Raw genomic sequence first — 24202 nt, forward strand, 5'->3', positions numbered from 1 at the left:
CCCGTTCCATCACCCCCAAGGAGCGTTCCATGGACGCCAGGGTATTGCAGAAGAACCTGCTCGAGCTGATACGCCGCACCTCGGCAGAACTGCCGACCGACGTGGTGCGCGCCGTCGAGGCGGGCGCCCGCCGCGAGAAGCCGGGCTCGAACGCCCGCTACGCGCTCGAGGTGATCCGCGACAACATCGTGATGGCCAAGGACAAGTCGCAGCCGCTGTGCCAGGACACGGGCACCATCATCTGCTACGCCGAGCTGCCGAAGTGGTGCGACGAGAAGACCTTCCGCAAGGCCTACGAGAAGGCCGTCGTTGAGGCGACACGCGTGGGCTACCTGCGGCAGAATTCGGTCGACTCCGTCACCGGCGCGAACTCGGGCGACAACCTCGGCCCCGGTAACCCGTCGTTCCACTTCCACCAGGCCAGCGGGAAGTCGCTCACGGTCCGCATGATGCTCAAGGGCGGCGGCTGCGAGAACGTGAGCACGCAGTACAGCCTGCCCGACACGAAGCTGGGCGCCGGTCGCGACCTGGAAGGTGTACGTCGCGTGGTGCTCGACGGCGTGCTGCAGGCGCAGGGCAAGGGCTGCGGGCCGGGCATTCTCGGCGTGTGCATCGGCGGCGACCGCGGCACCGGCTACATCGCGGCCAAGGAGACCCTCTTCCGCGAACTCGACGACGTCAACGAGGACGCGCGGCTGGCGAAGCTCGAGCGACAGATCATGAAGGAAGGCAATGGCCTTGGGGTGGGGCCGATGGGCTTCGGCGGGGCCACCACGCTGCTGGGCGTCAAGATCACGCATCGCAATCGCGTGCCCGCGTCGTTCTTCGTCTCGATCGCGTACATGTGCTGGGCCTTCCGGCGCAACGGGTTCGTGCTCTCGGAGAGCGGGCGCATCTCGCGCTGGCTCTACGAATCCTAGGAGGCTGGGATCATGCTGCTGGAAGCCCCGTTCACCGAAGCCAAGATCCGCGCCCTTCATGTGGGCGACATGGTGGAGATCACCGGGCTGATCTTCACCGGGCGCGATGCGGTGCACAAATACCTTCACGACGGCGGCAAGCCGCCGGTCGACCTGAAGGACAGTATCATCTACCATTGCGGCCCCGTCGTGGTGAAGGAAGGCGGCAAGTGGGTCGTCAAGGCCGCCGGTCCGACCACCAGCATCCGCGAGGAGCCCTACCAGGGCCCGCTCATGGAGCAGTACGGTATCCGCGCCGTCATCGGCAAGGGCGGCATGGGGCCCAAGACGCTGCAGTACTGCCAGAAGGTGGGTGGCGTTTACCTGCACGCAGTGGGCGGCGCTGCGCAGGTGCTGGCCGAGCGGGTCGTGGCGGTCAAGGGCGTGCACCTGGCCGAGAAGTTCGGTTCGCCGGAGGCGATCTGGGAGTTCCAGGTCGAGCGCTTCCCGGCCGTGGTGACGATGGACTCCCACGGGCAGTCCCTGCACGCGCAGGTACTGGAGGAGTCCACCGCGAAGTTCAAGCAGCTGCTGGGCTGACGGGAGAACCGACTTGTCCCTGGATCCGCATCTGGTAGAGCCCTCGGAGGCCGTCGGCATCCTGTCGGTCGGCGGTGTGCTCAATATCCTGTATCGGCGTCGGGGGCTTGTGCTCGGTGCCCTGGGCCTGGGCCTGGTTGCCGGCGTGGCCTACGGGCTCATCGTCAAGCCGCTGTACCGCGCCACGGCGCAGGTGCGGCCCGGCATCGTGGCCTACAACGCCGAGGGCGGGCCCATCCGCGAGACGGCGCTCGAGGACATTGTCGGGTGGTACGAGAAGCGCCTGTACTGGCGTGAATTCCAGGACCAGCCCGGGTTCTCCTACCTGAAGGTGGCGCCGGTCATCGACGCCGAGTTCGTGCCCAGCCTGAACTTCGTCCAGGGTGGCGACGTCATCACGCTGACCAACCTCTCGCACAGCCCGGAGAAGGCCCGCGAGGTACTCGACAGCGGCATCGACGCCTTCAACCGCCAGGCACTCGTCGATTCGCTGGGCAGCAGCCTGCACCTGACGCAACGCAATGCGCGGCTGAAGATGGAGCGCCTCACGCAGGACATGGTGAAGGTCGATGCCGAGAAGGAACGCACGCAACTGCGCATCGAGGAGCAGAAGCGGGAATTGACGCTCGTGGGCATGGAGCGTCGCGGCATCGAGCTGGACCTGCAGCGCCTGGCCGAAGAGAACGCCTGGCGCGGGCGCGCGGTGACCGAGCTGCGCACCGAGTCCGTCGCCGCCCGCGGGCGGGTGGGCGAAGCCGAAAAGCTGCTCGCCATCACCATGCAGACCGAAGCGACGACCGGCGTCAAGGTGGCCTCCGGCGAGGGAGGCGGTCCGGTCTCCGAGGTGCTGTTGCAGACCGCCAGCCGCGAGCAGGCAGGACGGGCCGGCGAACTGCTGTCCACGGTCAACCGCATCTCGCACATGGCCATCAACGCAGCGGTCCGCGCCGACAGCCTCGAGGCCGTCATCAAGGCCAACGACCTGCAGATGCGCCGGCTGCGCCTGGTCCTGGAGATCGAGCTGGCGAAAAAACAGGCGGATGTCGAACAGAAGATCCGCGACCTCAATATCGTCCTTGAGCGCGACCTTCCCCGTGACCTCGCCCTGCTGCAGGCGGACTGGCAGGGGGAAAAGACGAAGCTCGACCTGGCCTCGCCGCTGCAGCGCGTCGGGTCGGTCGCCGTCACCGAGAAGCCGGTGCGACCGCGCAAGGCGCGGGCCGCGGCCATCCTCGCCTTCATGGGGCTGTGCGGCGGCGTCGCCTTGGCGCTGGCGTGGGAGTACCTGGACAACAACCGCGCGGTCATCACGGCGCCGCGCCGACCTACCGCCTGGCGCCGCAGAATGGTTGTGCCGCAGAAATTGTGTCCGGCCGCGTCAGGCAATGGCGCGGCTGGCTCTCTTGGTTTCTAGAACGCGTACTTCAAATCATGCGCCCGCTGCCGCTCCAAAACACGCGTCCGCACCCGCCGCCCGTAGTACTCCAGCCACCGCCCCGGCAGGGTGATCCGACTCGCGAACAACCGACTCTCCAGCAGCTCCGCAATCTCCAGCCGATCCGGCCTCATCCCCCGCACCTGGGCCGGCGTCGGGCTTCCCCGGACCTTCTCCTTCCGACCCTTCATGTAGTTGCGCCAAACCAGAAACACCGCCAACCGTTCAGCGCTCGCCTGCCGCCGCTTCGACCAAGCGATCGTCTCCCGCTTGTGATTGGCACTGCTGTGTCGCAACAGCATGTCCGCCAGATTCACCGGGAAGAGTCGGTTACGCGCATCCCGCCGCTCCTTGCTCGATGTCACCAGATGCGTCACTTCACAACGCAACTGCCGGATTGCCCGGGGATACGCCTGGTGCTCGTCGCTCAACACTGTCAGCCGCCGTTGACCACCGGCGACAACCTCAAGCAGGTGCGTCACATCCTTCAACACCGCCTTGGGGTCAGGCCGCCCGTACTGCTGCTCGAGGCGCTCGCGCTTGCGCTTCTGGGCATCGGTCATGGTGCCGGAACGGCGCACCTCGCTGTCGGTGAAGTAGACGATGAGATCGGATCCGGGCTCGATGGCCGGATGGTGGTGGAACGGCCAGAACTGCGAATGCTCGAAGGTCACGAAGCCGTCGATGACGACGGCGGAAGCCGGCCTGGCGGCCTGCATCTGCTGCGTGTGGTACAGCAGACAGTGCCGGCCGAGCCGCGCCAGCTGGCGATCGATGGTGGAGGGTGCGACGCGGAGGTCGCGCGCGATCTGGCGATTGGCCATGCAGCCGACGGTTTTCATGACGAGCTGGCCAAGGACTTCCGGCTTCTTGAGCCAGTAGGTCGTCGCAAACGTCTGGGAGCTGAAGGAGCGGCGGCAGCACAGGCAGAGGAACCTGGGGATACGCTTTTTCTGGCAGTGACTCCAGTGGTAGCCAATGCGCTTGAAACGCCAGCGTTGGCGCAACCCGCTGTGGAATGGGCAGTTGGAGTTTGGGCAGTGGGGTGGGACGAAGGTGTTGGTGTTGGTGTTCATGTCCGGCCCGGGGCATCAGCCGGGCCGGGCACAATCTCGGCGGCACAACCCTTTGCCAATCCGGGGCCGGTGTGCCACATTCCGGCCGTTCCACCGGCCCCCGCCGCCAGCGGCTCGCGGGCGCCTTCCTCATCTGGAAAGGAAGACCATGTCGAGAGCCATGAAGACGGCGGCGGTCCTGGCCGCGATCCTGCTGGTCGCCGTGACCGGCTGCAAGAGCGGCGGCAAGGCAGCGGAGGTCCCTGCTGTGGTCATCGAACCGGGTTTGAGCTATGTGGATTCGCTGGTCGGTACCGGCGACGAGGTCAAGTCGGGCGACTACGTGCTGGCCCATTACACCGGCTGGCTGCAGGTCGAGGACGAGAAGACGAAGAAGCCCGTCAAGGGCACCAAGTTCGACAGCTCGCTGGACCGCGGCGACCCGATCGCCTTCCCGGTCGGCAGCGGCTTCGTCATCCCGGGCTGGGACAAGGGCATCATGGGCATGAAGATCGGCGGCAAGCGCACGCTGATCATCGCGCCCGAGCTCGCTTACGGCGTCGAGGGTCGTCCGCCCGTGATCCCCGCCAATTCGACGCTGATCTTCGATATCAGCCTCGTCGGCCTGCCCAAGGTCGACGTGCAGGTGCAGCAGGAAGGCACCGGCGCGGTCGCTGCGCCCGGCGACCAGATCGCCGTGCACTACACCGGTTCGTTGTGGAAGGACGGCGCCGTCGGCGAGAAGTTCGATTCGTCGCTCGACCGCGGCGAGCCGTTCCGCTTCACGCTGGGCGCCGGCATGGTCATTCCCGGCTGGGACGCCGGCCTGCGCGGCCTGAAGGTGGGCACCAAGGCCCGCCTGATCATCCCGTCGGTGCTCGGGTACGGCAAGCGGGGCACGCCCGGCGGGCCGATTCCGCCCGATGCCGACCTGGTGTTCGACGTCGAACTGGTGGAGATCGCCGGAAAGTAGGGTGCCGTTGCAAGTGCTTGCGGGACAAGGGCTGGGGCCCGTCCTGGGTCGGCGCTTGCAGGAAGTGGCGGCATCTGCTAGAGTTACGCGTTGTTTCTGGGCAGACGCCCCGGCGGGGCGTCTGCTCTTTTGCCCACCTCGAGGCCGATTCCCGGTCCTTGCCGACTCCGTGGGAGGAGAATTGTGAATCTCATCTACCTCATCCCCGTCGCCGGATTGCTGGCGCTTGCCTTTGCGGCCTACAAGGCTGCCTGGGTCACGCGCCAGGATGCGGGTGACCAGAAGATGCAGATCATCGCCGGCCACATCCAGGAAGGCGCGATGGCCTTCCTGAACCGCGAGTACCGCGTGCTGGCGGTCTTCGTGGCCGTCGTCGGCGTGCTGCTCGCGTTCGGCAACGCGAACCAGCCGAACAGCCACGCGCTGATCGGCCTGTCGTTCGTCGTCGGCGCCGTCTGTTCGGCGCTGGCCGGGTACTTCGGCATGCGCATCGCCACCCGCGCCAACGTCCGTACCACGGCCGCGGCGCGCATCGGCCTGAACCCGGCCCTGCTGGTCGCCTTTGCCGGCGGCACGGTGATGGGCATGGTCGTGGTCGGGCTCGGCGTCCTGGGCCTGAGCCTGCTCTATATCATCTTCGACCAGATGTTCCACGCGAGCTGGGGCACCGACCGCATGCTGCAGGTGCTCTCGGGCTTCTCGCTGGGCGCCAGTTCCATCGCGCTGTTCGCGCGCGTGGGCGGCGGCATCTACACCAAGGCCGCCGACGTCGGCGCCGACCTGGTCGGCAAGGTCGAGGCCGGCATTCCCGAGGACGACCCGCGCAACCCCGCCGTCATCGCCGACAACGTGGGCGACAACGTGGGCGACGTGGCCGGCATGGGCGCCGACCTCTTCGAGTCGTACGTGGGCGCCATCGTCGGCGCCATGATCCTCGGCACCGGCTTCGCCGCTGCCAATTCGGTGCCGGTGCTGAATGCCGTCATGCTGCCGCTGGTGCTTGCGGGCGTCGGCATCGTCATGAGCATCCTGGGCACGTTCCTCGTGCGCGTGAAGGAAGGCGGCAACCCGCAGCAGGCGCTGAACATCGGCACCTTCGGGGCGGGTATCATCATGACGATCGCCAGCTGGTTCGTCATCGACGCCCTGCTCCCGGCGCACGCCTCGGGCGTATTCCTGGCGACGATCGCCGGCCTGGCCGGCGGCATCGCCATCGGCATCATCACCGAGTTCTACACGGCCGAGGACAAGCCCTCGGCGCGCGCCATCGCCCGCCAGAGCGAGACCGGCGCGGCCACCAACATCATCGCCGGCCTGGGCCTGGGCATGAAGTCCACGGCGCTGCCGATCATCGTGCTGGGCATCGTCATCCTGGTGGCGCACAAGTTCGCGGGGCTCTACGGCATCGCGATCGCCGCCCTGGGCATGCTGTCGACCACCGGCATCCAGCTGGCGGTCGACGCCTACGGACCGATCGCCGACAATGCCGGCGGCATCAGCGAGATGGCCGGCCTGGGCAAGGAAGTGCGCGCGCGCACCGACAAGCTCGACGCTGTGGGCAACACGACGGCGGCCATCGGCAAGGGCTTCGCGATCGGCTCGGCGGCCCTGACGGCCCTGGCCATGTTCAGCGCATATCAGCAGATCGTCGGGCTGAAGACGATCGACCTGCTCGTGCCCGCGGTGCTGGTCGGACTGTTCTTCGGCGCCATGCTGCCGTTCCTGTTCTCGGCCTTCTCGATGGAGGCTGTCGGCCGCGCGGCCTTCGCGATGATCGAGGAGGTGCGCCGGCAGTTCCGTGAGATCCCCGGCCTGATGGAGGGCACCGGTACGGCCGACTTCCGGCGCTGTGTCGATATCTCCACGACGGCCGCGATCCGCGAGATGATCCTGCCCGGCCTGCTGGCCGTCGCCACGCCGGTGGCGGTCGGTTTCCTGGGCGGCACCGAGATGCTGGGCGGCCTGCTGGCCGGCGTCACGGCCTCGGGCGTGCTGCTGGCGATCTTCCAGTCCAACGCCGGCGGCGCCTGGGACAATGCCAAGAAGCACATCGAGGCGGGTCATTTCGGCGGCAAGGGTTCGGAAGCGCACAAGGCGGCCGTGGTCGGCGACACCGTGGGTGACCCGTTCAAGGACACCTCGGGCCCGAGCCTCAACATCCTGATCAAGCTGATGGCCGTCATCAGCGTCGTGATCGCGCCGATGCTGGTGAAGTAGCGGATCGATCACCGCGTACATGGCGGCCCACTCCCCGGGGGAGCGGGCCGCCTCTTTTTTCCCGTTGCGCGCCCCTGCGGCGGACCCCAACATTGTCGGGCCGCCGCCGGGGGCGGCGGCGCCGCGGCCACCGCCCGTGTCGGCGCCGCTGTTCGTCGCGCCACGCCGCGGGTCCACAGCCGCGCATCCCAACGAAGGGTGCAGCATGTCCGGCCCGACGCTGTCCGCCCATTTCGCGTCCCGCACGCCATCGGTCATCCGCATGGCGCAGATCGAGTTCGCCGCCCGCCACGACGGCACGCAGGCATACAACGCCGCCATCGGCAACGTCTCCCTGCCCATGCATCCGGCCATGCAGCAGCGGCTGCGCACCCTCGGCGAGCCCGGATCGCCTTTCGCACAGGGCGTGGTGGGCTACACGGCCACCGTGGGACTGGCCGAGACGAATGCCGCCTTCCGCAACGTGATCGCCGCCAGCGGCTTCGACACCACGGACCTGTTCAGCCAGATCACCGACGGCGGCAGCCAGGCCATGGAACTGGTCATCGTCGGGTGCTGTGGTGCGGCGGGCTCGAACGAGCGCCCGCTGCTGCTGATCGACGCCGCCTACACGAACTACAAGGCCTTCGCCGAGCGGCTGGGCCGGCGCACGGTCTCCATCACGCGGACGATGGGCCCGGACGGGCGCTTCTCGCTGCCTTCGGAAGCGGAGATCGATCGCGTCATGGCGGCGGAGAAGCCCGGCGCCGTGGTGGTCATCCCGTACGACAACCCGACCGGCCACCTCTACGACCGCGCCTCGCTGGCGGCGCTGGCGCGGCTCTGCGTGAAGCACGACGCCTGGTACGTCTCCGATGAGGCCTACCGCGAGTTGTATTATGTCGAGGGACCGCCGGTGAGCGTGTGGGGCCTGGGCGAGGCCGATGCGCCGGGCCTGGTCGGCCGTCGCATCAGCATCGAGACCACGTCGAAGGTCTGGAACGCCTGCGGGCTGCGCATCGGGGCCCTGGTCACCGACAGCGCCGTCTTCCACCAGCGCGCTGTGGCCGAGAACACGGCCAGCCTCTGCGCCAACGCCATCGGCCAGCATATCTTCGGCGCCATCGCGCACGTGCCGCACGCGGAACTGCAGCAATGGTTCACGGCGCAGCGCGCCTACTACGGCGCGATGCTGAAGGACTTCACCGTGCGGACGCGCGAGCTGATTCCCGGCGCCGTGGTCTCGAGTCCCGACGCCAGCATCTACTCGGTGGTGGACCTGCGCGCGGTGGTACCGGCCGAATTCGACGGTGTCGCGTTCGTGCGCTGGTGTGCACGTTCGGGCCGGCGCGAGGTCGACGGTCGCCCGTTGACGCTGTTGACGGCTCCGATGGCGGGATTCTACAGCGTCCCGGCCGGCCGGCCCAACCCCGGCCGCACGCAGCTGCGCGTGGCCTACGTGCTGCCGCCCGACCAGATGCGCCTGGCACCGGACCTGCTCGCGGGGCTCCTGTCCGACTACCTGCGCTGAGCCGGCTATTTCTTTTGGGCCGATTTGGCGAACGCGGCAGCCGCCGCGTCGGTCAGTTCATCGTGCAGCAGCGCGTCGGCCACCTCGGGACCGAAGGTGAACGTGTCCAGGCCCAGGCGCGCCAGTTCGATCACGCGCTCGGGCCCGCGCAGGCTCGCCACCAGCAGGCGCGTCTCCGTGCCGGTCGATCGCAACACCGCCTGCATGGCCAGCACCACCTTGCGCCCGTCGCGGCCGGCGTCGTCGAGGCGACCGAGGTAGGGCGCCGCATAGGCCGCGCCCGCCGCCGCTGCCGCCAGCACCTGACCCGCGTTGTACACGGCCGTCAGCGTCACTGCGAGCCCGGCCGCCCGCAATCGCGCCGTCGCGCGGAAGCCCGCCGCGGTCGCCGGCACCTTCACGAGCACGGTCAGCCCACCGGTCGTCGCCTCGGCGATCCGCAGGCCCGTCTGCTCCAGGGCTGCGGCATCGTCGCCCCAGGTCTGCAGGTGGATCTCCCTCGCGCCGAGGTCCGCGGCCCGGCGCGCGAGGTCCGCGAGCACGGCCACCTCGCACGCAAGGTGGGCGCGTTCGAGCAGCAGCGGATTCGTCGTGACACCGTGGAAGATGCCCGTGGGCAGCAGCCGTTCCCAGGCTCCGGTGTCGGCGGTGTCGAGGAACAGGCGCGGCCCCACAGCATGGGGCACCGGGGTGTCTTCGTTCTTCATGGCCTCTTTCAGGGTGATGTTCAGCCGAAAAGGTTCAGCTGGCCGCGACGCTCGTCCTCGACCGGTTCCACGCATTCGGGGCGGTCGAACGAGGGACTACCCACCTGACGGGTGACCGGGTGCGACAGCAGCAGGTCGGCGGGCGCGGGCTCAAGCAGCGCCAGCAGATTCTCCGCCTCTTCGGGCGGGGCGCCAAGCCACATCTTCCAGGCCGACGGCGGCAGGATGACCGGCATGCGATGGTGCACCGGGCGCATGGTCGCGTTGGCGGCCGCCGTCACGATGGCGCCGGTGGCGAACTGCCGGCCGCCCGGCTGCTCGCGCGGCTCCCAGAGACCGGCCAGCGCCAGCGGCCGTCCGTCGCGGGCGCGGAAGTGGAAGGGCTGGTTGCCGCCGTCGCGCTTCTGCCACTCGTAGAAGCCGTCGGCCGGCACCAGGCAGCGCCGATGCCGGAACGCCTCGCGGAACGCGGGCTTCTCGAGCACGGTCTCGGCGCGCGCATTGATCAACTGCGGCGCGCCGCCATCGCCCCGGTCCCACGGCGGTACCAGTCCCCAGCGGAGCATGCGCACGAGATTGCCGGGGCTGCCGGGGTTGGGCACCACGGCCGCGATGTCGGTCCCGGGGGCGATGTTCCAGCGCGGGGCGAGGTCGGGCACGACATCCAGGTAGAATGTCTCGGCCAGGACATGGGGGGCGGAACTGAGGACGATACGGCCACACATGATTCCGGGCGCCATCCCTTCCGCGCACGCCGAACCCGACGATGGTGCCCGGCCGCGGCCCGGCTCAGGGCAGGTCGAACAGAAGTAAGGCGCACTCGCCGTCGGCCGCCAGATCGATGCGTGACACGTCCTCGATCGCGGCACCGTCACCGGCCACCAGCCCGACCGCATTGACGGCGACGCGCCCGCCCGTGACGTGGATCCAGGCCCGCCGACCCGGCGGCAGCACATGCTCGAGCGTCACGTCAGCGCTGATCTCGGCGACCCACAGGCGCGCGTCCTGGTGCCAGCGCAGCGAACCGTCGGCGCCGTCTCCCGAGACGGCCAGCCGCAGCTTGTTGCGCCGTTCGGGAAGGGGCAGGTGGCGCTGCTCGTACTCGGGCCGATGACCGGGCCGATCCGGACGCATCCAGATCTGCATCAGGCGCACCGGCAACTTCTGCGATGCGTTCACTTCGCTGTGCTCGATGCCCGTGCCGGCGGTCATGCGCTGGAGCAGTCCCCGCCGGATCACCGAGGTGTGGCCCAGGCTGTCCTGGTGTTCGAGCTCGCCTTCCAGCACCCACGTTACGATCTCCATGTCGTGGTGCAGGTGGCGGGCGAAGCCCGCGCCCGGCGCGACGACATCCTCGTTGATGGCGCGCAGGGGGCCGAACCCCATGTGGGCGGGGTCGTGGTAGTCGCCGAACGAAAAGGTGTGGCGGGTGTCGAGCCACCCGTGGTCGAAGTGCCCGCGTTCCCTGGCCGGCCGGACGGTGACCATGCGCCTGTTCCCCCGCAACCGGCCTGCCGGCCGCGGGGACATCCCGCGCCGAGGTGACGGCCGCCATCCAGCGAGGGTAGGCGGTGCGCGGTGCCGAGTCAAACCCCGTGAAACAGGAGCATTCCGGCGGCGGTTCCCGCGCGTGGTCCCCGGAACGGCCGGGCTTGTTTTGCGACGATTTTCGCGTTATTTTCTCCCGGTGCGACCGGCCGCCGGGCATGGTCGTCGTCTCGAGCCTGCGGGAGCCCTGCCTTGCCCATTGCGCCCTGGGACAGCGGCCACGAACGCGCGGTCCTGCACGTCGACATGGACGCCTTCTATGCCTCGGTCGAGGTGCTCGACGACCCGTCGCTGCGCGGGCGCCCGGTCATCGTCGGCGGCACGCCCGAAGGGCGGGGCGTCGTCTCGGCGGCGAGCTACGAAGCGCGGCGGTTCGGCGTGCGCAGCGCCATGAGCGCCGGGCGCGCCCGGCAGCTCTGTCCCGATGGGGTCTTCCTGCGGCCGCGGCCCGACCGGTACTTCGAGGTCTCCGGCGTCATCATGGCGCTGCTGCGCGGTTACACGCCGCTGGTCGAGCCGCTGTCCATCGACGAGGCCTTCCTCGACGTCAGCGGGTGCCGCCGCCTGCTGGGCCCGCCGCCGGTCATTGCCGCCGACATCAAGGCGCGCGTGAAGGCGGAGACGGGACTGACGGCCTCGGTCGGCGTGGCCGGGAACAAGTTCCTGGCCAAGCTGGCCTCGGACCTAGAGAAGCCCGACGGCCTGGTCGTCATCGAGCCCGACCAGGGGCGCGAACGCATCGCCGGGCTCGAGATCGAACGGCTGTGGGGCGTCGGTCGCGTGGCGTCCGGGCAGTTCCGTGCCGCCGGCATCGAACGCATCGGCGACCTGCTGCTGCGCGATCCGCGCGACCTCGAGGCACGCTTCGGGCCGCACGTGCACCACCTCGTGGCGTTGGCGGCCGGCCGCGACGACCGGCCTGTCGTCCCCGCCCACGAAGCCCGCTCTGTCGGCAACGAGCTCACCTTTGCCGAGGACATCGGCGATGCGGAGCAGCTTCGCGCCGTGTGTGACGGCCTGGCCGACAAGGTTTCCCGGCGCCTGCGGTCCGACAGCCTGCGCGCGCGCACCATCGTGCTGAAGGCCCGCTACCCCGATTTCACCACGGTGACGCGGTCGCTGACCCTGCCCGAGGCGACGGACGGCGGCGTCGAGATCCGCGATGCCGCGCGGGAGCTTCTGGAGTCGCGGTTGGGACGGGGGCGCGGCCGCTGCGGCTGGTGGGCGTGACGGCCGCCAATCTCGAGCACGGCCCCGCCACGGGCCAGGGGAGCCTGTTCGGTGAGCCGGGCCGCGAGCGGAACCGTCGCCTGGACCGGGTCCTGGACGAGGTTTCGGGGCGTTTCGGGCCCCTCCTGCGGCGTGGCGCCCCGCCTGCGGCCGGGCAGGACCCCGAAGACGACTGAGGCCCGGCAATGCGTAAGGCCCCGGCCAATCAACGCTCAAGGAAACCCTCACAGGTCCGATCCCTTGCCTGAACCACCAGCCCGGCCACTGTGGCCGGCCTGTCCGCCATGCCTGCAGAGGGGCGCCAGCGTGACTGTCGACCGCGTCAAGGCCCGGATCATGTCCGTCATGCGGAACCTGCCGCCGTTGCCGGCGGTGACCCGGCAAGTTGATGACCGTGCTCGGCAGCGAGAACGCCACGGCGGGCGAGGTCGCGCGTGTCCTTTCGAGCGACCAGGCGCTGGCCGGCAAGGTCCTGAAACTCGTCAATTCATCGTTCTACGGCATGCCGACCGAAGTCACGACCATCAGTCGCGCCGTGGTGGTGCTCGGTTTCACCGGGGTGCGCAACCTGGCCCTCGGGTTCGGCTCCATCGAGATGTTGAAGTCGCTGGAATCGACGATCGACATGAAGTCGTTCTGGTCCCATTCGCTGGCGACAGGAGCCGCCGCGCAGAACATGGCGCTGCTCGGCCAGCGACGCATCGACCCGGAAGAGGCTTTTCTCGTCGGCCTCATGCACGACATCGGCGCCTATGTGCTGGCAGCCGCCGTGCCCGACATCTACGGGCCCATCCTGAAGGATTCGACGCGCGACCGCCTGGAGGCGGAGGCCGAGGCGATCGGCATGACCCACGCGCAGGTAGGGCAGGGGCTGCTGCAGTTCTGGGAATTGCCCGAGGCCTTCAGCAACGCGGCGCGTTACCACCATGATTTCGCGCGCGCAACCGACGGCTCGCAGCCGCTGACCGGCCTGGTGGCCCTGGCCGACGTGCTGGCCACGGTCTGGGGACATTCGGGCGAGCCGACGCCGAGCGAAGCCGACCTGCGCGCGTTGATCAACGCGCACTGCCCGAACCAGGACCGGTTGCGGGCATCGCTGGACGGCATGCGGCAGAAGATCGCCGAGACGGCCGAGTTCATGCAGATCGCGCTGCCGGACCTCGGCCTGAACACCGGCCAGACACCCGACAAGGGCGCCGTGTGCGTCGTCATCACCACCGAGGATGACCGCCGCGACTGGTCCGAACTCGTCCTGCGCCAGCTCGGCCACCGTGTGTTTCCCATGCAGTCGTTCTTCAACCAGGATCCCGGCGCGCAGGAAGTCAGCCTGGTCCTGATGGACGGGCAGTGCCTGTCACGCCAGCAGCTGGACCAGTTGCTGCCATTCATCGCCGACCTCGGCACCTCGACCGCGCTGATGCTCGACCACGGAGCACACGTACCCCGCGGCGCCGAGCACCTGACCAGGGTGCCCATCATCTTCACACGCACCGACCTCGAGCCGTTGCTCACCCTGCAGAAGGCCTAGGCCCTCCTCGTCGCGCCCACCTGATGCGGCAACCAACTTGCCGCCCGCGGCGCCATCTGCGATCCTGTGCCGTCCCTGCCACCGGTGGCGTCCAGGAAGGACGAAGGAGAGCGCATGCGCAGAACCGTGATCGGCGTGATGGGCGGCACCGAGGCCGACGAGGCCACGGCCGCCCTGGCCTTTGAAGTGGGGCGACTCATCGCGGGCCGCGGCTGGGTCCTGCTTTCAGGCGGCCGGCCCGGCGGGGTGATGCAGGCGTCGGTGTCGGGGGCGCGCGCCGGGGGCGGGCTCACGGTCGGTGTCCTCTACGGCGATGATCGCGACGACGCGGCCGAGGGCCTCGACCTGGTGATCCCCACCGGCCTCGGCGCCGCGCGCAACGTGGTCAACATCCTAGCCTCCGATGTCGTCGTGGCCTGCCGCGGCACGGGCGGCACGCTCAGCGAGATCGCCCTCGCCCTGCGATTCGGCCGGCCGGTGGTGCTGGTCGACTTCGACCCCGGCGCCGCCTTCCTGGACCAGTGCGCGGCGGGCTGCCGCTGGGCGATCGTCGCCGGCGCGCAGGCGGCCATCGAGCGGGTGGATGCCTTCCTTCGTGAAGCGGGGCGCGCATGACCGCCGACTTCGATTTCGACACGCCGCGCGAGCGTCGCGGCACCGACAGCGAGAAGTGGCAGCGCTGGGCCGGGCGCGATGTGCTGCCCCTGTGGGTGGCCGACATGGATTTCGCGGCCCCGCCGCCGGTCATCGACGCCCTGCGCCGCCGCGTCGAGCACGGCGTCTTCGGCTACGCGATGCCGGACCCGCGCCTGGCTCGCGTCCTGGCTGCGGCCCTCGAGCGTTCGTGCGGATGGCGCGTCGATCCCGAGTGGATCGTGTGGCTGCCGGGGCTGGTCTGCGGCCTGACGGTGGCCTGTCGGGCCGTGGGGCAGGCGGGCGACGGCGTGCTCGTGACGCCGCCGGTCTACGGGCCTTTCCTGCGCGTGCCGGCGCTGGCGGATCGCGAATTGCGCGCAGCGCCCCTCGGCGGCGACAACCGCGACGGCTGGTACCTCGACCACGCGGCGCTCAGTGCGGCCACCGATGCGCGCACGCGCCTGCTGCTGCTCTGTCATCCGCACAATCCGGTCGGGCGGGCGTGGCGTCGCGACGAACTGGACGAGCTGGCCGACTTCGCGATGCGCCATGACCTGGTTGTCTGCAGCGATGAGATCCACAGCGAACTGATGCTGGAACCGGGCCGGCCGCACGTCCCGTTCGCCGCGATGTCGCCGGAGGTCGCGGCACGCACCATCACGCTGCTGGCACCGAGCAAGACCTTCAACCTGCCGGGGCTTGGCTGTGCCGCTGCCGTCATCGGCGACCCCGGTTTGCGCGCCCGGTTCCGTCAGGCCATGGCCGGCATCGTGCCCCACGTCAACGTGCTCGGTCTCGTCGCCGCCGAAGCTGCCTGGTCGGACGGCGCGCCGTGGCTGGACGCGTTGCGAGGGTACCTGCGCGCCAACCGGGATTACGTGGCGGCGCGCGTCGCCCAGTTGCCACCGCTGACGATGGCCCCCGTGGAGGCGACCTACCTGGCCTGGCTCGACGCCCGCCAGTGGCCCGTGCCCGACCCGGCCGCGCACGTGCTCGAACACGGGCTGGGCCTCAGCGACGGCCGCGATTTCGGGGCGCCCGGCTACCTGCGCCTGAATTTCGGGTGCCCGCGCGCGACGCTGGCCGCGGCCTGCGATCGTCTCGCTGCCGCGGCCGGCGCCGCTGTCCGCTGAGTCGGGCCGGCGCCCGTGCTACCGTCTCATTCGGTCTTGCCGAGCAGGTACTTGTCGAACCAGGCCAGGTCCCATTCCATCTTGGCCATCCGGTTGTGCCGCGTGGTCAGCCCGTGCGGCTCGCCCGGATACTCGACCAGCTGCACGGGCACGTGCAGGTAGTGCTTGAGTGCGCGGTAGAGCGCGCGACTGTGCGCCACGGGCACGCGCGGGTCGGCGCCGCCGACGTGGATGATGGTCGGCGTCTTCACACGGTCCAGTGCATACAGCGGTGACGCGTGCCGGTACGCCTCGGGCTGCTGCCAGGGCAGGCCGCCCACGAAGTTGATGACGTGGCCGGGCGTGTCCTCGGTGCCCCACTGGATCACCATGTCGAGCACGCCGGCGCCGCTGCTGGCTGCAGCGAACATGTCGGGCTCGGCCGTGATCAGGCAGTTGGTGAGATAGCCGCCGTTGCTCCAGCCCGTCACGCCCAGCTTCTTCGGGTCGGCATAGCCCTGGTCCACGAGCCAGTGCACGCCCGCGACGATGTCCTTCACTTCGATGTCGTTCTCGCGCCCGACCAGTTCCTCGAGGAAGGCATCGCCGTAGCCGGTCGAGCCGCGGTAATTGGGGCTGAGCAGCGCGTAGCCGCGCGCAGGCATCAGTCCACGTCCGTACATCCACAGCCGGTATCCGATGCGCGTGGAGGCGGTGGGGCCGCCGTGCAGTTCGATGATCGCCGGCAGCGGCCCGCTGCCGGGTACGTAGTCGGCCGGCAGCTCGAGGATGCCCCAGCACGTCCTGCCGTCGGCGCCCGTCCAGCTGACGTGGCTGGTCTGCGGCAGCTTCCAGGAATCCATCTGCGGATTGACGCGCGTCAGCCGGCGATGCTTGACGGGAGAGGTGACCGCGTAGATGTCGTTGGCATCGGTCGGCGTCTCCCAGTTGGCCACCAGTGTCGCGCCCTTGCGGTCGAAGCCGAAGGCGATGGCCACCTGGTCGCCCTGCGTCAGTTCCACGGTGCGTCCCTGCGCGCCGCCGGAGACGTTCTCGACGGCCAGGACCTGCACGCGGGCCATCGCCTCGCCGCGGTAGCACAGCGTGCGCCCGGCGCCGCGCCAGGCCAGCCCGCCGTCGCAGTGCCAGGGGTCGGGACGGACGATCTTCTGCAGCGGCCAGCCGCCGCCGCGCTCCTCGGCCACCCAGATGTCCGTGGCGAAACCGTCGTAGGAGATGGTGAAGGCGAGCGCGCGTCCGTCCGCAGCCCAGGCCAGGTCGTCGATCCAGCCGAAGGGTGACTTGTGCCCGTCGCGCCAGGTCTGGTCCGTCAGTTCGGTCACCGCGCCGCTCGCCAGGTCCAGGACGTCGACCCGCGACCAGCCCTCCTTGAAGATGAGTTCGTTGTCCGGCGTCGTGATCATCGCCAGGAGCTTGCCGTCGGGCGACAGCGACATCTCGGTGATGACGCGTGTCGCGGCGTAGGCGACGTCGTCGCGCCAGGTGTCCAGGTCCAGGCGGCGCACCTCCGTCAATTCGGTCACGCCGTGCCCGTAGTGCAGGTCGTCGTATTTCTTCAGCAACTCGCCCCAGGCCTCGTCGGTCTTCTCGCTGCCCACCGCGTAGTAGAGGGCCCTGCCGTCGGGCGACAATTCGAAAGCGTCCACACCCTTGGCCGCCCGCGTCATGGCCACCGGCGCGCCTCCGGCTGCCGGCAGCCGCCAGACCTGCGTCGTCCCGTCGCGCGGCGGTGCCTCACGGCCGGCCTTGTCGCGGCCGAGGAAGTACAGCCACTTCGCGTCGGTCGACCAGGTGACGCCGCCCCCGCCGAAGCCATCGAAGGTCAGTCGCTGCGCGGCGCCGCCCGCGGTCGCCACGACCCACAGGTCGCTGCTGCGCCCCTTCTTGCCCTCGCCCCAGCGATTCTCGGTATAGGCGGCCGCCGAGCCGTCCGGAGCCACGGCCAGGTTCTCGAGCACGGTCAGGGAAAAGCTGTCTTCCGGCTGCGGGTCGTAGGTGCGGGTGGCCGCTGCGGCCGCCACAGCTGCCAGGAACGCCAGGGTGGCGGTCAAAATGATCACAAGTCGTTTCATGGCAGCATGTTCCTCCTGGGTTAACCCTTGTCTGGGGGGATGGGACCACTGGAGAATAGCACTTCGCGAGCGGCTTCGGCGACCCCGATGCAGCAGTAACCTGGCCCCGGACCGCTTCCCGCGGGACTGTCGTGAAAAACCGATGCCGATTTATCAACATTAACCACTTGCAAGGCGAATACGTCAGCATTCGCGATATATTTCTTGTGCATTGGATATCCCGCCGTGCTATAATCATGACAAAGGTGACACGTTCAGCGGGCCCGACCCCAGATCTGAACCTCCCTTGCAGCGTGAAGCCCCTGTTCACCGTTTCCATCTCCAAGGAGCGACAACATGAAGAAGCTGGCTCTCGTCCTCGCGCTGACCCTGACTGCCCTTGCCGGCAGTGCTTTCGCCACGGATTGGTCCGCTGACAACGTCGGTATCTACTTCGACGAAGCGGCCACCTCGAACTGCAGCTCGGCTGCGCCGTTCACGCCGATTCCGGCCTACATGGTGCTGACCCGCCTGTCGACGCCGAACATCAATGCCTGGGAAATCGCCCTCACGTATTCGAATGTGCTGTCGCTCAACTTCGTGCCGCGCGGCGGCAACTTCATCGACCTGGGCATCAACCCGGGCGAGCACCTGGTTGGCCTGGCCACGGCGCTGGTGCCCGTGAACGGGACCGTCGTCATCGCCGACATGACCCTGATGGTCCAGAACACGAACCCGGCCTCGATCAGCTGCAACGGCGTGTTCTTCCACTCGCTGGACGCCAAGGTTCCCGCCTTCCAGGGCACCGATGAGGTCATCCGCGAGCTGCGTCCGATCTCGCCGACCGGCAGCCCGATCCTGACGATCAACGGCGACTGCGTCGTCGCCACCGAGACCAGCAGCTTCGGCAACGTGAAGAGCCTGTTCCGCTAGTCGCTTGAATCCGCTGGTCGGATCAAGTTGGAACGAATGAACAGGGGCCCGGGCAGACTGCCCGGGCCCCTGTTCTTGATGCCCAGCCATGATGGTGATGCCCACGGAATGTCCATGACCATGATGCCCGTGGATGCAGCCGACTAGTCGTCGTCCTCGTCGCTGCCCGTCGCCGCTTCCAGGTGCGGCACGCGGCCCTCCCGCCAGGCGCGCAGGCCCTCGCTCGTTTCGTCCGAATCCCAGCACTGCTGCTGCGACTCCCATTCCAGGGCCAGCATCGAGGTGAGGTCGAGCACGGTAGACTGCTGCTCCGCGAGCTTGGTCAGGTGCACGGCCGGCTGGGGGATCTGGCTGAGCCTCCGCGTGAGTGCGAAAAGTTCCTGTTCCCATTGGTCGTCCGGGAGCAGGCGGTCGATCAGTCCCATCTGCAGCGCCTCGGGTGCGGCTACCGTGCGGCTCGACCACAGGAACTCGAGGGCGCGGCCGGGCCCGAGCAGGCGCGGCAGGGTCAGGTTCAGGCCCCAGCCGGCCACGAGTCCGCCCGACATGTCGGGCGCCGTGAACGTGGCCGACTCGCTCGCGACACGGATGTCCGCGGCCAGGAACAGGCCCAGGCCCACGCTGCGGATCTCGCCGCGCGTTGCCGCCAGCACCGGCTTGGGGCACTCAGAGGTCAGCGTGACGATGCGGCGGGCGATCTCGTCTTCGGCGGCCAGCAACTCGAACCCGCGGCCGCGGCCACGCGAGCCGGCCAGGCCTTCGAGATCGCGGTGCAGGTCGAATGCGTGATCGCCATCGGTCAGCAGGATCACGCGCGCCGCGCGGTCCTCCTGCAGGCGAAGCATCAGGTCGACGAACTCGTCGCACATTGCGCCCAGGTCCGGCGCGCCGGGTCCGACCAGGCGGACGGTCGCGCAGCCGTCGGCGACCTCACAGTCAAAATTGTCGTACTGCATCGTCTACTCCCTGGACGTTGGCGGTTCGGACCATTATCGCGCCCGGGCCCGGGCCCGGCAACCGCCGGGTGGACACCGGGGGGGGGCTGACTTATCGTGCGTGCCGGTCGCCGGTGGTGGCCGAGGCCCCGGGAGGTGGGCGCAGATGCGGATTTTCGTGACGGGTGCAACCGGAATGGTGGGCAGCAGGGTCGTTGCCCTGCTCGCGGCGCGCGGTGACCAGGTCACCTGCCTGACGCGCAATGCGGCGACGGCAGCCGCGCGCCTTCCGGCCGGCGTCGAGATCCGCGAAGGCGATCCGGCCGTGGGCGGCGACTGGCAGGAGGCGGTGGGCGCCGCCGATGCCGTCATCAACCTGGCCGGCGAGTCGGTCGGCAACGGCCTGTGGACGCGCGGCAAGCTGCGGCGCATCCGGCGTTCACGACTGGCCGGCACACGTAACCTCGTGGCGGCCATTTCGGCGGCCGATCATCCGGTGACGCTGGTGAGCGCATCGGCGGCCGGCTTCTACGGCGACCAGGGCGATCGCGCCCTTGGCGAAAGCGCACCGCCCGGCGACGGCTTCCTGGCACGCCTGGCCGTGGAATGGGAGAACGCCGCCCGCGAGGCCGGCAATGAGCGCGTGCGCGTCGTGCTGCTGCGCATCGGCGCGGTCCTGGACTCGGCCGGCGGCATGTTGCCGCGACTGGTCTCGCCGGTGCGGGCCGGATTCGGCGGCCGCCTCGGCAGCGGCCGGCAGTACGTGCCCTGGATCCACGGCGCCGATCTGGCGCGCGCTATCCTCTTCGTGCTGGACCAGCCTGCCATCGAGGGCCCGGTCAACGCCGTGGCCCCTGATCCCCCGACCCAGTCCCAGTTCATTGCCGCCCTGTCCCGCGTGCTGGGCAAGCCGGCCCGACTGCCGGTGCCTGCGTTCGCGTTGCGTCTACTGCTAGGGCGCAAGGCGGAGATCGTCCTGGCCAGCCAGCGCGCCGTGCCCAATGCGTTGCGGGCGGCGGGCTTCCGCTTCGAATACGGGGAACTGGATGCAGCCCTGGCCGACCTGGTCCGCTCTGGGGCCGCGGCCGCGCCCTTCACGGCGGAAATTGGCGCGATGACGCCTGGCGCCTATATTCTGATGGCCGGCGCAAATGCAGGCATGGCCATGGCGGCCAGCTCGTTGGGCGCTGGCACCGATCCGAGGCACCAGGCCTGAGGGGCGTGACATGACTCCGAAGACGTTCTCCGAGGTGCGGCGCGACGCCGAATCCCGCTGCATCGAGTTCATCGACCTGAAGATGCTCGACCTGGCGAGTCGTCTGCACCACCTGTCGTTCCCGCTTTCGCGCTTCACCGAGGATGTCTGCAGCGAGGGGATCGGCTTCGACGGATCCAGCTACGGCTTCCTGAAGGTGGAAGCCAGCGACATGGTGATGATCCCCGACCTGGACACGGCTTGCCTCGACCCGTTCCGCAAGCGGCCGACCCTGACGATGTTCGCGCAGGCGCACCTGGCCGACGACGCGCGCACGCCGTTCAACCAGGACAGCCGGCACCTGGCGCGGCGCGCCGAGAAGGCGCTGCGCGACTCGGGCATCGCCGACCTCTCGCAGTGGGGGCCGGAGTACGAGTTCCACATCTTCGCCGACGCGAATCACGCCTCCGGCGCCAACGACACGGGCGTGCGCCTGCACAGCGGCGAGGCGTTCTACCAGAACGCCTACCATGCGTGCAATCCGCATGACCGCTACGACGACTTCCGCGACGAGGTCTGCGCCTGCATGGCCGACTTCGGCATTCCCGTGCGCTACCACCACCACGAAGTGGGGGCGCAGGGCCAGCAGGAGATCGAGGGCTGGTTCGCCGACCTGGCGACGACCGGCGACCACGCCGTGCTGTCGAAGTACATCCTGTTCAACCAGGCCGAACGTCACGGGCTGAAGGTCACGTTCATGCCCAAGCCGCTGCTCGACAATGCCGGCAGCGGCTGGCACCTGCACCAGTTCCTGACCAAGAACGGCCGCAACATCTTCGACGACCCAAGTGGCTTCGCCAGCCTCTCGAAGCTGGCGCTGAGTTACGTGGGCGGCATCCTGACCCACTCCGCCGCACTGTGCGCGCTGACCAATCCGAGCACCAACAGCTACAAGCGCCTGGTGCCCGGGTTCGAGGCGCCGACCGTGCGCACGATGGGCAAGAGCAACCGCGGCGCGGCCATCCGCATCCCGAGCTATGTGCGTGATGCCAGCCTTCGCCGCGTCGAGTACCGGCCCCCCGACCTGACCGCCAATCCGTACCTCTGCTGCGCGGCGATCCTCATGGCCGGGCTGGACGGTATCGAGAAGGGCATCGACCCGGTGGCACTCGGCTTCGCGCCGGAAGCTGTGCCTGTACATGAGCGCAAGCCCATCGACTACCTGCCCCGTTCGCTGGCCGACGCCCTCGACGCGCTCGAGCACGACCACGAGTTCCTGCTGCGCGGCGGGGTCTTCGACGAGGAGCGGATCGAGCGCTGGCTAGCCATCAAGCCGGGACGAGATCGCGGACATGAACCGGCGTCCGCATCCCTACGAGTACACCATGTACTTCGATTTCTAGGAGCAGAGGGCGGAAATGCGAGCGGCCGCGCACGGAGAAGGCGCGGCCGCTTTCTTCTGTCCACCCGGTAGGCACCGGCGAACGCCGGCTGCCCGCCCGCCCGAGTCACCGCACGATCGCCGCCACCTGCTCCAGAGTCGTATGCGCCGTCAATGTGTAGCGCCCGACGCGCAGATCCCGGTCGGTGGCCCCGAACGGGCGCGGCGAAAGGCTGACCGTGCCGCGGAACCCGACGCGGTTCGCCAGGCTGTCGAGAGCGGGGAGGCGAACCCATAAGGCCAGGCCAGCCAGGGTTCGCGGCGGCCGACCAGGCGCGCGAGGCCGTCACGGCTGGCCTCGAGGTCGCGGGCGACCGTCGCCAGGCGACCGGGATGGGCCACCGAGATCGCCGGCCGCCGCATAACCGGGATCAGCTCCGGGACCAGGATAGCCGGCTGCATCCCTCCATCGGCCGCCAGTTTGTAGTGCAGGTCGTGGGTGTGCGAATCGAGGAGGACGAGGCCGGAGTCGGCCATCTCCTTCAGTTCGGCGGCGTCGCTGATGCGCAGGCCGCTCCAGTCACGACCGACCTGCGCCGTCGGCACGAAGAGGTGCGCGCGCGCGTTGTACTTCCGCAGCAGGGGAAAGGCGTGACGGTAGACGCTGTGGTCGGCGTCGTCGATCGTCAGGACGACGGCCCGGCGCGGCAGCGGTTTGCCGGCGGCAATCAGGTCAGCCACGTCATCCAGGGTCACTACGGCAATCCCGTCGTCGCGAAACAGGCGGAGGTGCCGCTCGAACTCGCCGGCAGGAGTGGTCCAGAACTCGCGGGGGCCCAGTGCCGGCAGGCCGAAGAGCACCGAGCCGAGCACTCGCAGCGTGTAGCCCGGTGCAAAGGAACCGCGGAAGTAGTGGTAGCAAAGCACCGGGACGCCGTCGGCGTGGCCGACGATCGGCAGGTCGGCCAACGCCGGCGGGTCGAGGTGGCTGTTGCGCGCCATCGCGGTCGTATGGGCGTCGGTCGCCGTCGCGTGGGTGCCCTGCGACCGGGGGCCGTGATTGCAACCGGCGGTCGCCAGCAGGGCGGCGCACAGTGCCGCCGCCCGCAAACCTGGCGGTGGCCGGCGGCGACCGCGAGGCCTGACGACGGCGGTGTGCACCTCGGCGCGGGACATCAGAAGAACGCCCGGATGTCCACGCTCGCGCTGGTGCGTCGGTAGCCGCCCGCATTGTTCAATGAGCTGGCGGCATGGCCCGCCTCGAGTCCGAGCAGCCAGTCCGGCGCGAATCGCCAGCCGACGCGACCGCTGATGCCGCCAACCGTGATCGCGCGTGAAGAAGCTTCCTTCTCGCGCGCCAGCGTGCCGGACAGGCGCCAGGCGACCGTGCGGCCGCGCGAACGCACCATGGCCTCGAGCCCGGCGCTGCGCATATCGTCGGGTGCCCAGTAGCCGCCGGGATAGGGGACGCTGAAGTCGAGCAGGTTCACGACCGGGCCCGCCTGCACGAACACGCGGCCGTCGTGGCGCCAGGCGGCGCGGGCGGTCAGGCGGTCACTGCGGTTGCCGTCGGTATATTCTCCGGCGATGCCGACCACGGCTGCCGACCACCGACGCGACAGCCTGTGTTCGAGCGAGAGGCTGGCCTGTCGACGTTCCAGATGCTCTCCGAGCGCCAGGTAGGTCTCCACGGCCTGTGAGCCCGCACCTACGTCCAGGCGCCAGCGCGGGGCCGGCAGCCAGGTCAGCCAGGCATCGCCGCCGGCCTGGTCCCAGTCCAGAGGCGCGCCGGTGGCCGGCAGCGCCCCGTCCGAGGCGAAACGGTCGAGCCAGCCGTAGGCGTGGAACGCCCAGCGCGGGCCCAGCCCTGTCACCAGGCCGGCGCCCAGGCGCAAGCCATCGGCGTCGGGTTGCCCCGGTTGACGGTACCAGATGCGCGACGGCATCACCTGTAGAAGGTGGTTGCCGGCGATCGTCAGGGTTCCGACAGCCGCCACACGGGTGATGCGCAGTTCGTCGGAATCCCAGGTCGAGCCGAACATCAACGAGAGCGGCGTCGTGTATTCGTCGAGCGCCACCAGCAAGACGTCGCCGGCGTCGCGCGCGGTCGCCTCCGGCCCGTGCACCTCGGCGTCACGCAGCGTGCGCCAGCCCTCACGCAGGCGGTTGTCCCACAGCAGCGCGCGGCCGAGCCCGACGCGGGATTCGCCGTCGGCGGGGTCGTCGGCCAGCAGTG

General features: G+C 69.2%; 19 protein-coding genes and 2 pseudogenes. 13 read left to right on the top strand and 8 right to left on the bottom strand.

Annotation, left to right across the window (positions count from 1 at the left end; genetic code table 11):
* Window positions 1-29: 29 nt before the first annotated feature.
* Both IPG61_15700 and IPG61_15705 read left to right on the top strand, forming a co-directional pair.
* Window positions 30-1499, top strand: a pseudogene (locus IPG61_15700) (fumarate hydratase).
* Window positions 1500-1512: 13 nt separating this feature from the next.
* On the top strand, window positions 1513-2913 hold the full coding sequence (locus tag IPG61_15705) for a hypothetical protein (GenBank protein MBK6735491.1): 1401 nt from the start codon (window positions 1513-1515) through the stop codon (window positions 2911-2913).
* Here the strand turns inward: IPG61_15705 and IPG61_15710 are convergent.
* Window positions 2910-4010 (bottom strand): hypothetical protein, encoded by a 1101-nt coding sequence (locus tag IPG61_15710; protein ID MBK6735492.1) that lies wholly within the window; start codon window positions 4008-4010, stop codon window positions 2910-2912. The two genes, IPG61_15705 and IPG61_15710, sit on opposite strands and share 4 nt — an antisense overlap.
* A gap of 160 nt (window positions 4011-4170) precedes the next feature.
* Between IPG61_15710 and IPG61_15715 the strand changes: the two genes are divergently transcribed.
* The 3 genes from IPG61_15715 to IPG61_15725 all read left to right on the top strand — a co-directional run bounded on the left by IPG61_15715 (window position 4171) and on the right by IPG61_15725 (window position 8689).
* On the top strand, window positions 4171-4962 hold the full coding sequence (locus IPG61_15715; GenBank protein MBK6735493.1) for an FKBP-type peptidyl-prolyl cis-trans isomerase: 792 nt from the start codon (window positions 4171-4173) through the stop codon (window positions 4960-4962).
* 180 nt (window positions 4963-5142) lie between these two features.
* Window positions 5143-7179 carry a sodium-translocating pyrophosphatase gene (locus IPG61_15720; protein ID MBK6735494.1) on the top strand — a complete coding sequence of 679 codons (2037 nt, stop codon included), beginning with the start codon at window positions 5143-5145 and terminating at the stop codon, window positions 7177-7179.
* Between the two features lie 205 nt (window positions 7180-7384).
* A complete protein-coding gene (locus IPG61_15725) occupies window positions 7385-8689 on the top strand; it encodes an aminotransferase class I/II-fold pyridoxal phosphate-dependent enzyme (GenBank protein MBK6735495.1) in 1305 nt (434 codons plus the stop codon).
* 5 nt (window positions 8690-8694) lie between these two features.
* Here the strand turns inward: IPG61_15725 and IPG61_15730 are convergent, their stop codons facing one another.
* From IPG61_15730 to IPG61_15740, 3 genes are all read right to left on the bottom strand, one after another.
* Window positions 8695-9363, bottom strand: a complete 669-nt coding sequence (locus tag IPG61_15730) for a transaldolase (GenBank protein MBK6735496.1) — start codon at window positions 9361-9363, stop codon at window positions 8695-8697.
* A gap of 53 nt (window positions 9364-9416) precedes the next feature.
* Window positions 9417-10121 (bottom strand): SOS response-associated peptidase, encoded by a 705-nt coding sequence (locus tag IPG61_15735; GenBank protein MBK6735497.1) that lies wholly within the window; start codon window positions 10119-10121, stop codon window positions 9417-9419.
* 64 nt (window positions 10122-10185) lie between these two features.
* Window positions 10186-10884 (bottom strand): pirin family protein, encoded by a 699-nt coding sequence (locus tag IPG61_15740; protein ID MBK6735498.1) that lies wholly within the window; start codon window positions 10882-10884, stop codon window positions 10186-10188.
* Between the two features lie 252 nt (window positions 10885-11136).
* On the opposite strand from IPG61_15740, the gene dinB reads away from it, so the two are divergent.
* From dinB to IPG61_15765, 5 genes are all read left to right on the top strand, one after another.
* On the top strand, window positions 11137-12174 hold the full coding sequence (gene dinB / locus IPG61_15745) for a DNA polymerase IV (GenBank protein ID MBK6735499.1): 1038 nt from the start codon (window positions 11137-11139) through the stop codon (window positions 12172-12174).
* Window positions 12171-12350: a hypothetical protein gene (locus tag IPG61_15750; GenBank protein MBK6735500.1), complete on the top strand. Its 180-nt coding sequence runs from the start codon at window positions 12171-12173 to the stop codon at window positions 12348-12350. The genes dinB and IPG61_15750 overlap by 4 nt, the downstream gene beginning before the upstream one ends.
* Before the next feature lie 209 nt (window positions 12351-12559).
* Window positions 12560-13702, top strand: a complete 1143-nt coding sequence (locus IPG61_15755; GenBank protein MBK6735501.1) for an HDOD domain-containing protein — start codon at window positions 12560-12562, stop codon at window positions 13700-13702.
* Window positions 13703-13816: 114 nt separating this feature from the next.
* Complete coding sequence (locus IPG61_15760; protein ID MBK6735502.1) at window positions 13817-14317, top strand: hypothetical protein; 501 nt, start codon at window positions 13817-13819, stop codon at window positions 14315-14317.
* Window positions 14314-15471, top strand: coding sequence for a putative C-S lyase (locus IPG61_15765; protein MBK6735503.1), 1158 nt, complete (start codon window positions 14314-14316; stop codon window positions 15469-15471). The genes IPG61_15760 and IPG61_15765 overlap by 4 nt, the downstream gene beginning before the upstream one ends.
* 26 nt (window positions 15472-15497) lie before the next feature.
* Here IPG61_15765 and IPG61_15770 read toward each other — a convergent pair whose 3' ends face one another.
* Window positions 15498-17543: a S9 family peptidase gene (locus IPG61_15770; protein ID MBK6735504.1), complete on the bottom strand. Its 2046-nt coding sequence runs from the start codon at window positions 17541-17543 to the stop codon at window positions 15498-15500.
* 336 nt (window positions 17544-17879) lie between these two features.
* On the opposite strand from IPG61_15770, the gene IPG61_15775 reads away from it, so the two are divergent.
* Window positions 17880-18455: a hypothetical protein gene (locus IPG61_15775; protein ID MBK6735505.1), complete on the top strand. Its 576-nt coding sequence runs from the start codon at window positions 17880-17882 to the stop codon at window positions 18453-18455.
* 143 nt (window positions 18456-18598) lie between these two features.
* On the opposite strand, the gene IPG61_15780 is transcribed toward IPG61_15775, so the two are convergent.
* Complete coding sequence (locus tag IPG61_15780) at window positions 18599-19411, bottom strand: enoyl-CoA hydratase/isomerase family protein (GenBank protein ID MBK6735506.1); 813 nt, start codon at window positions 19409-19411, stop codon at window positions 18599-18601.
* A 145-nt stretch (window positions 19412-19556) separates the two neighbouring features.
* On the opposite strand from IPG61_15780, the gene IPG61_15785 reads away from it, so the two are divergent.
* Window positions 19557-20606: a TIGR01777 family protein gene (locus IPG61_15785; protein ID MBK6735507.1), complete on the top strand. Its 1050-nt coding sequence runs from the start codon at window positions 19557-19559 to the stop codon at window positions 20604-20606.
* Between the two features lie 10 nt (window positions 20607-20616).
* Window positions 20617-21988: pseudogene (locus IPG61_15790) on the top strand (glutamine synthetase beta-grasp domain-containing protein).
* Window positions 21989-22137: 149 nt separating this feature from the next.
* Here the strand turns inward: IPG61_15790 and IPG61_15795 are convergent.
* Entirely contained in the window at window positions 22138-23142 is a 1005-nt protein-coding gene (locus tag IPG61_15795) for a polysaccharide deacetylase family protein (GenBank protein ID MBK6735508.1), read from the bottom strand.
* The coding region (locus IPG61_15800; protein ID MBK6735509.1) for a hypothetical protein at window positions 23142-24202 on the bottom strand (1061 nt) is incomplete at its 5' end. The genes IPG61_15795 and IPG61_15800, both read right to left, overlap by 1 nt.

Source organism: bacterium (assembly GCA_016703265.1).
Taxonomy (GTDB): Bacteria; Krumholzibacteriota; Krumholzibacteriia; order LZORAL124-64-63; family LZORAL124-64-63; genus CAINDZ01.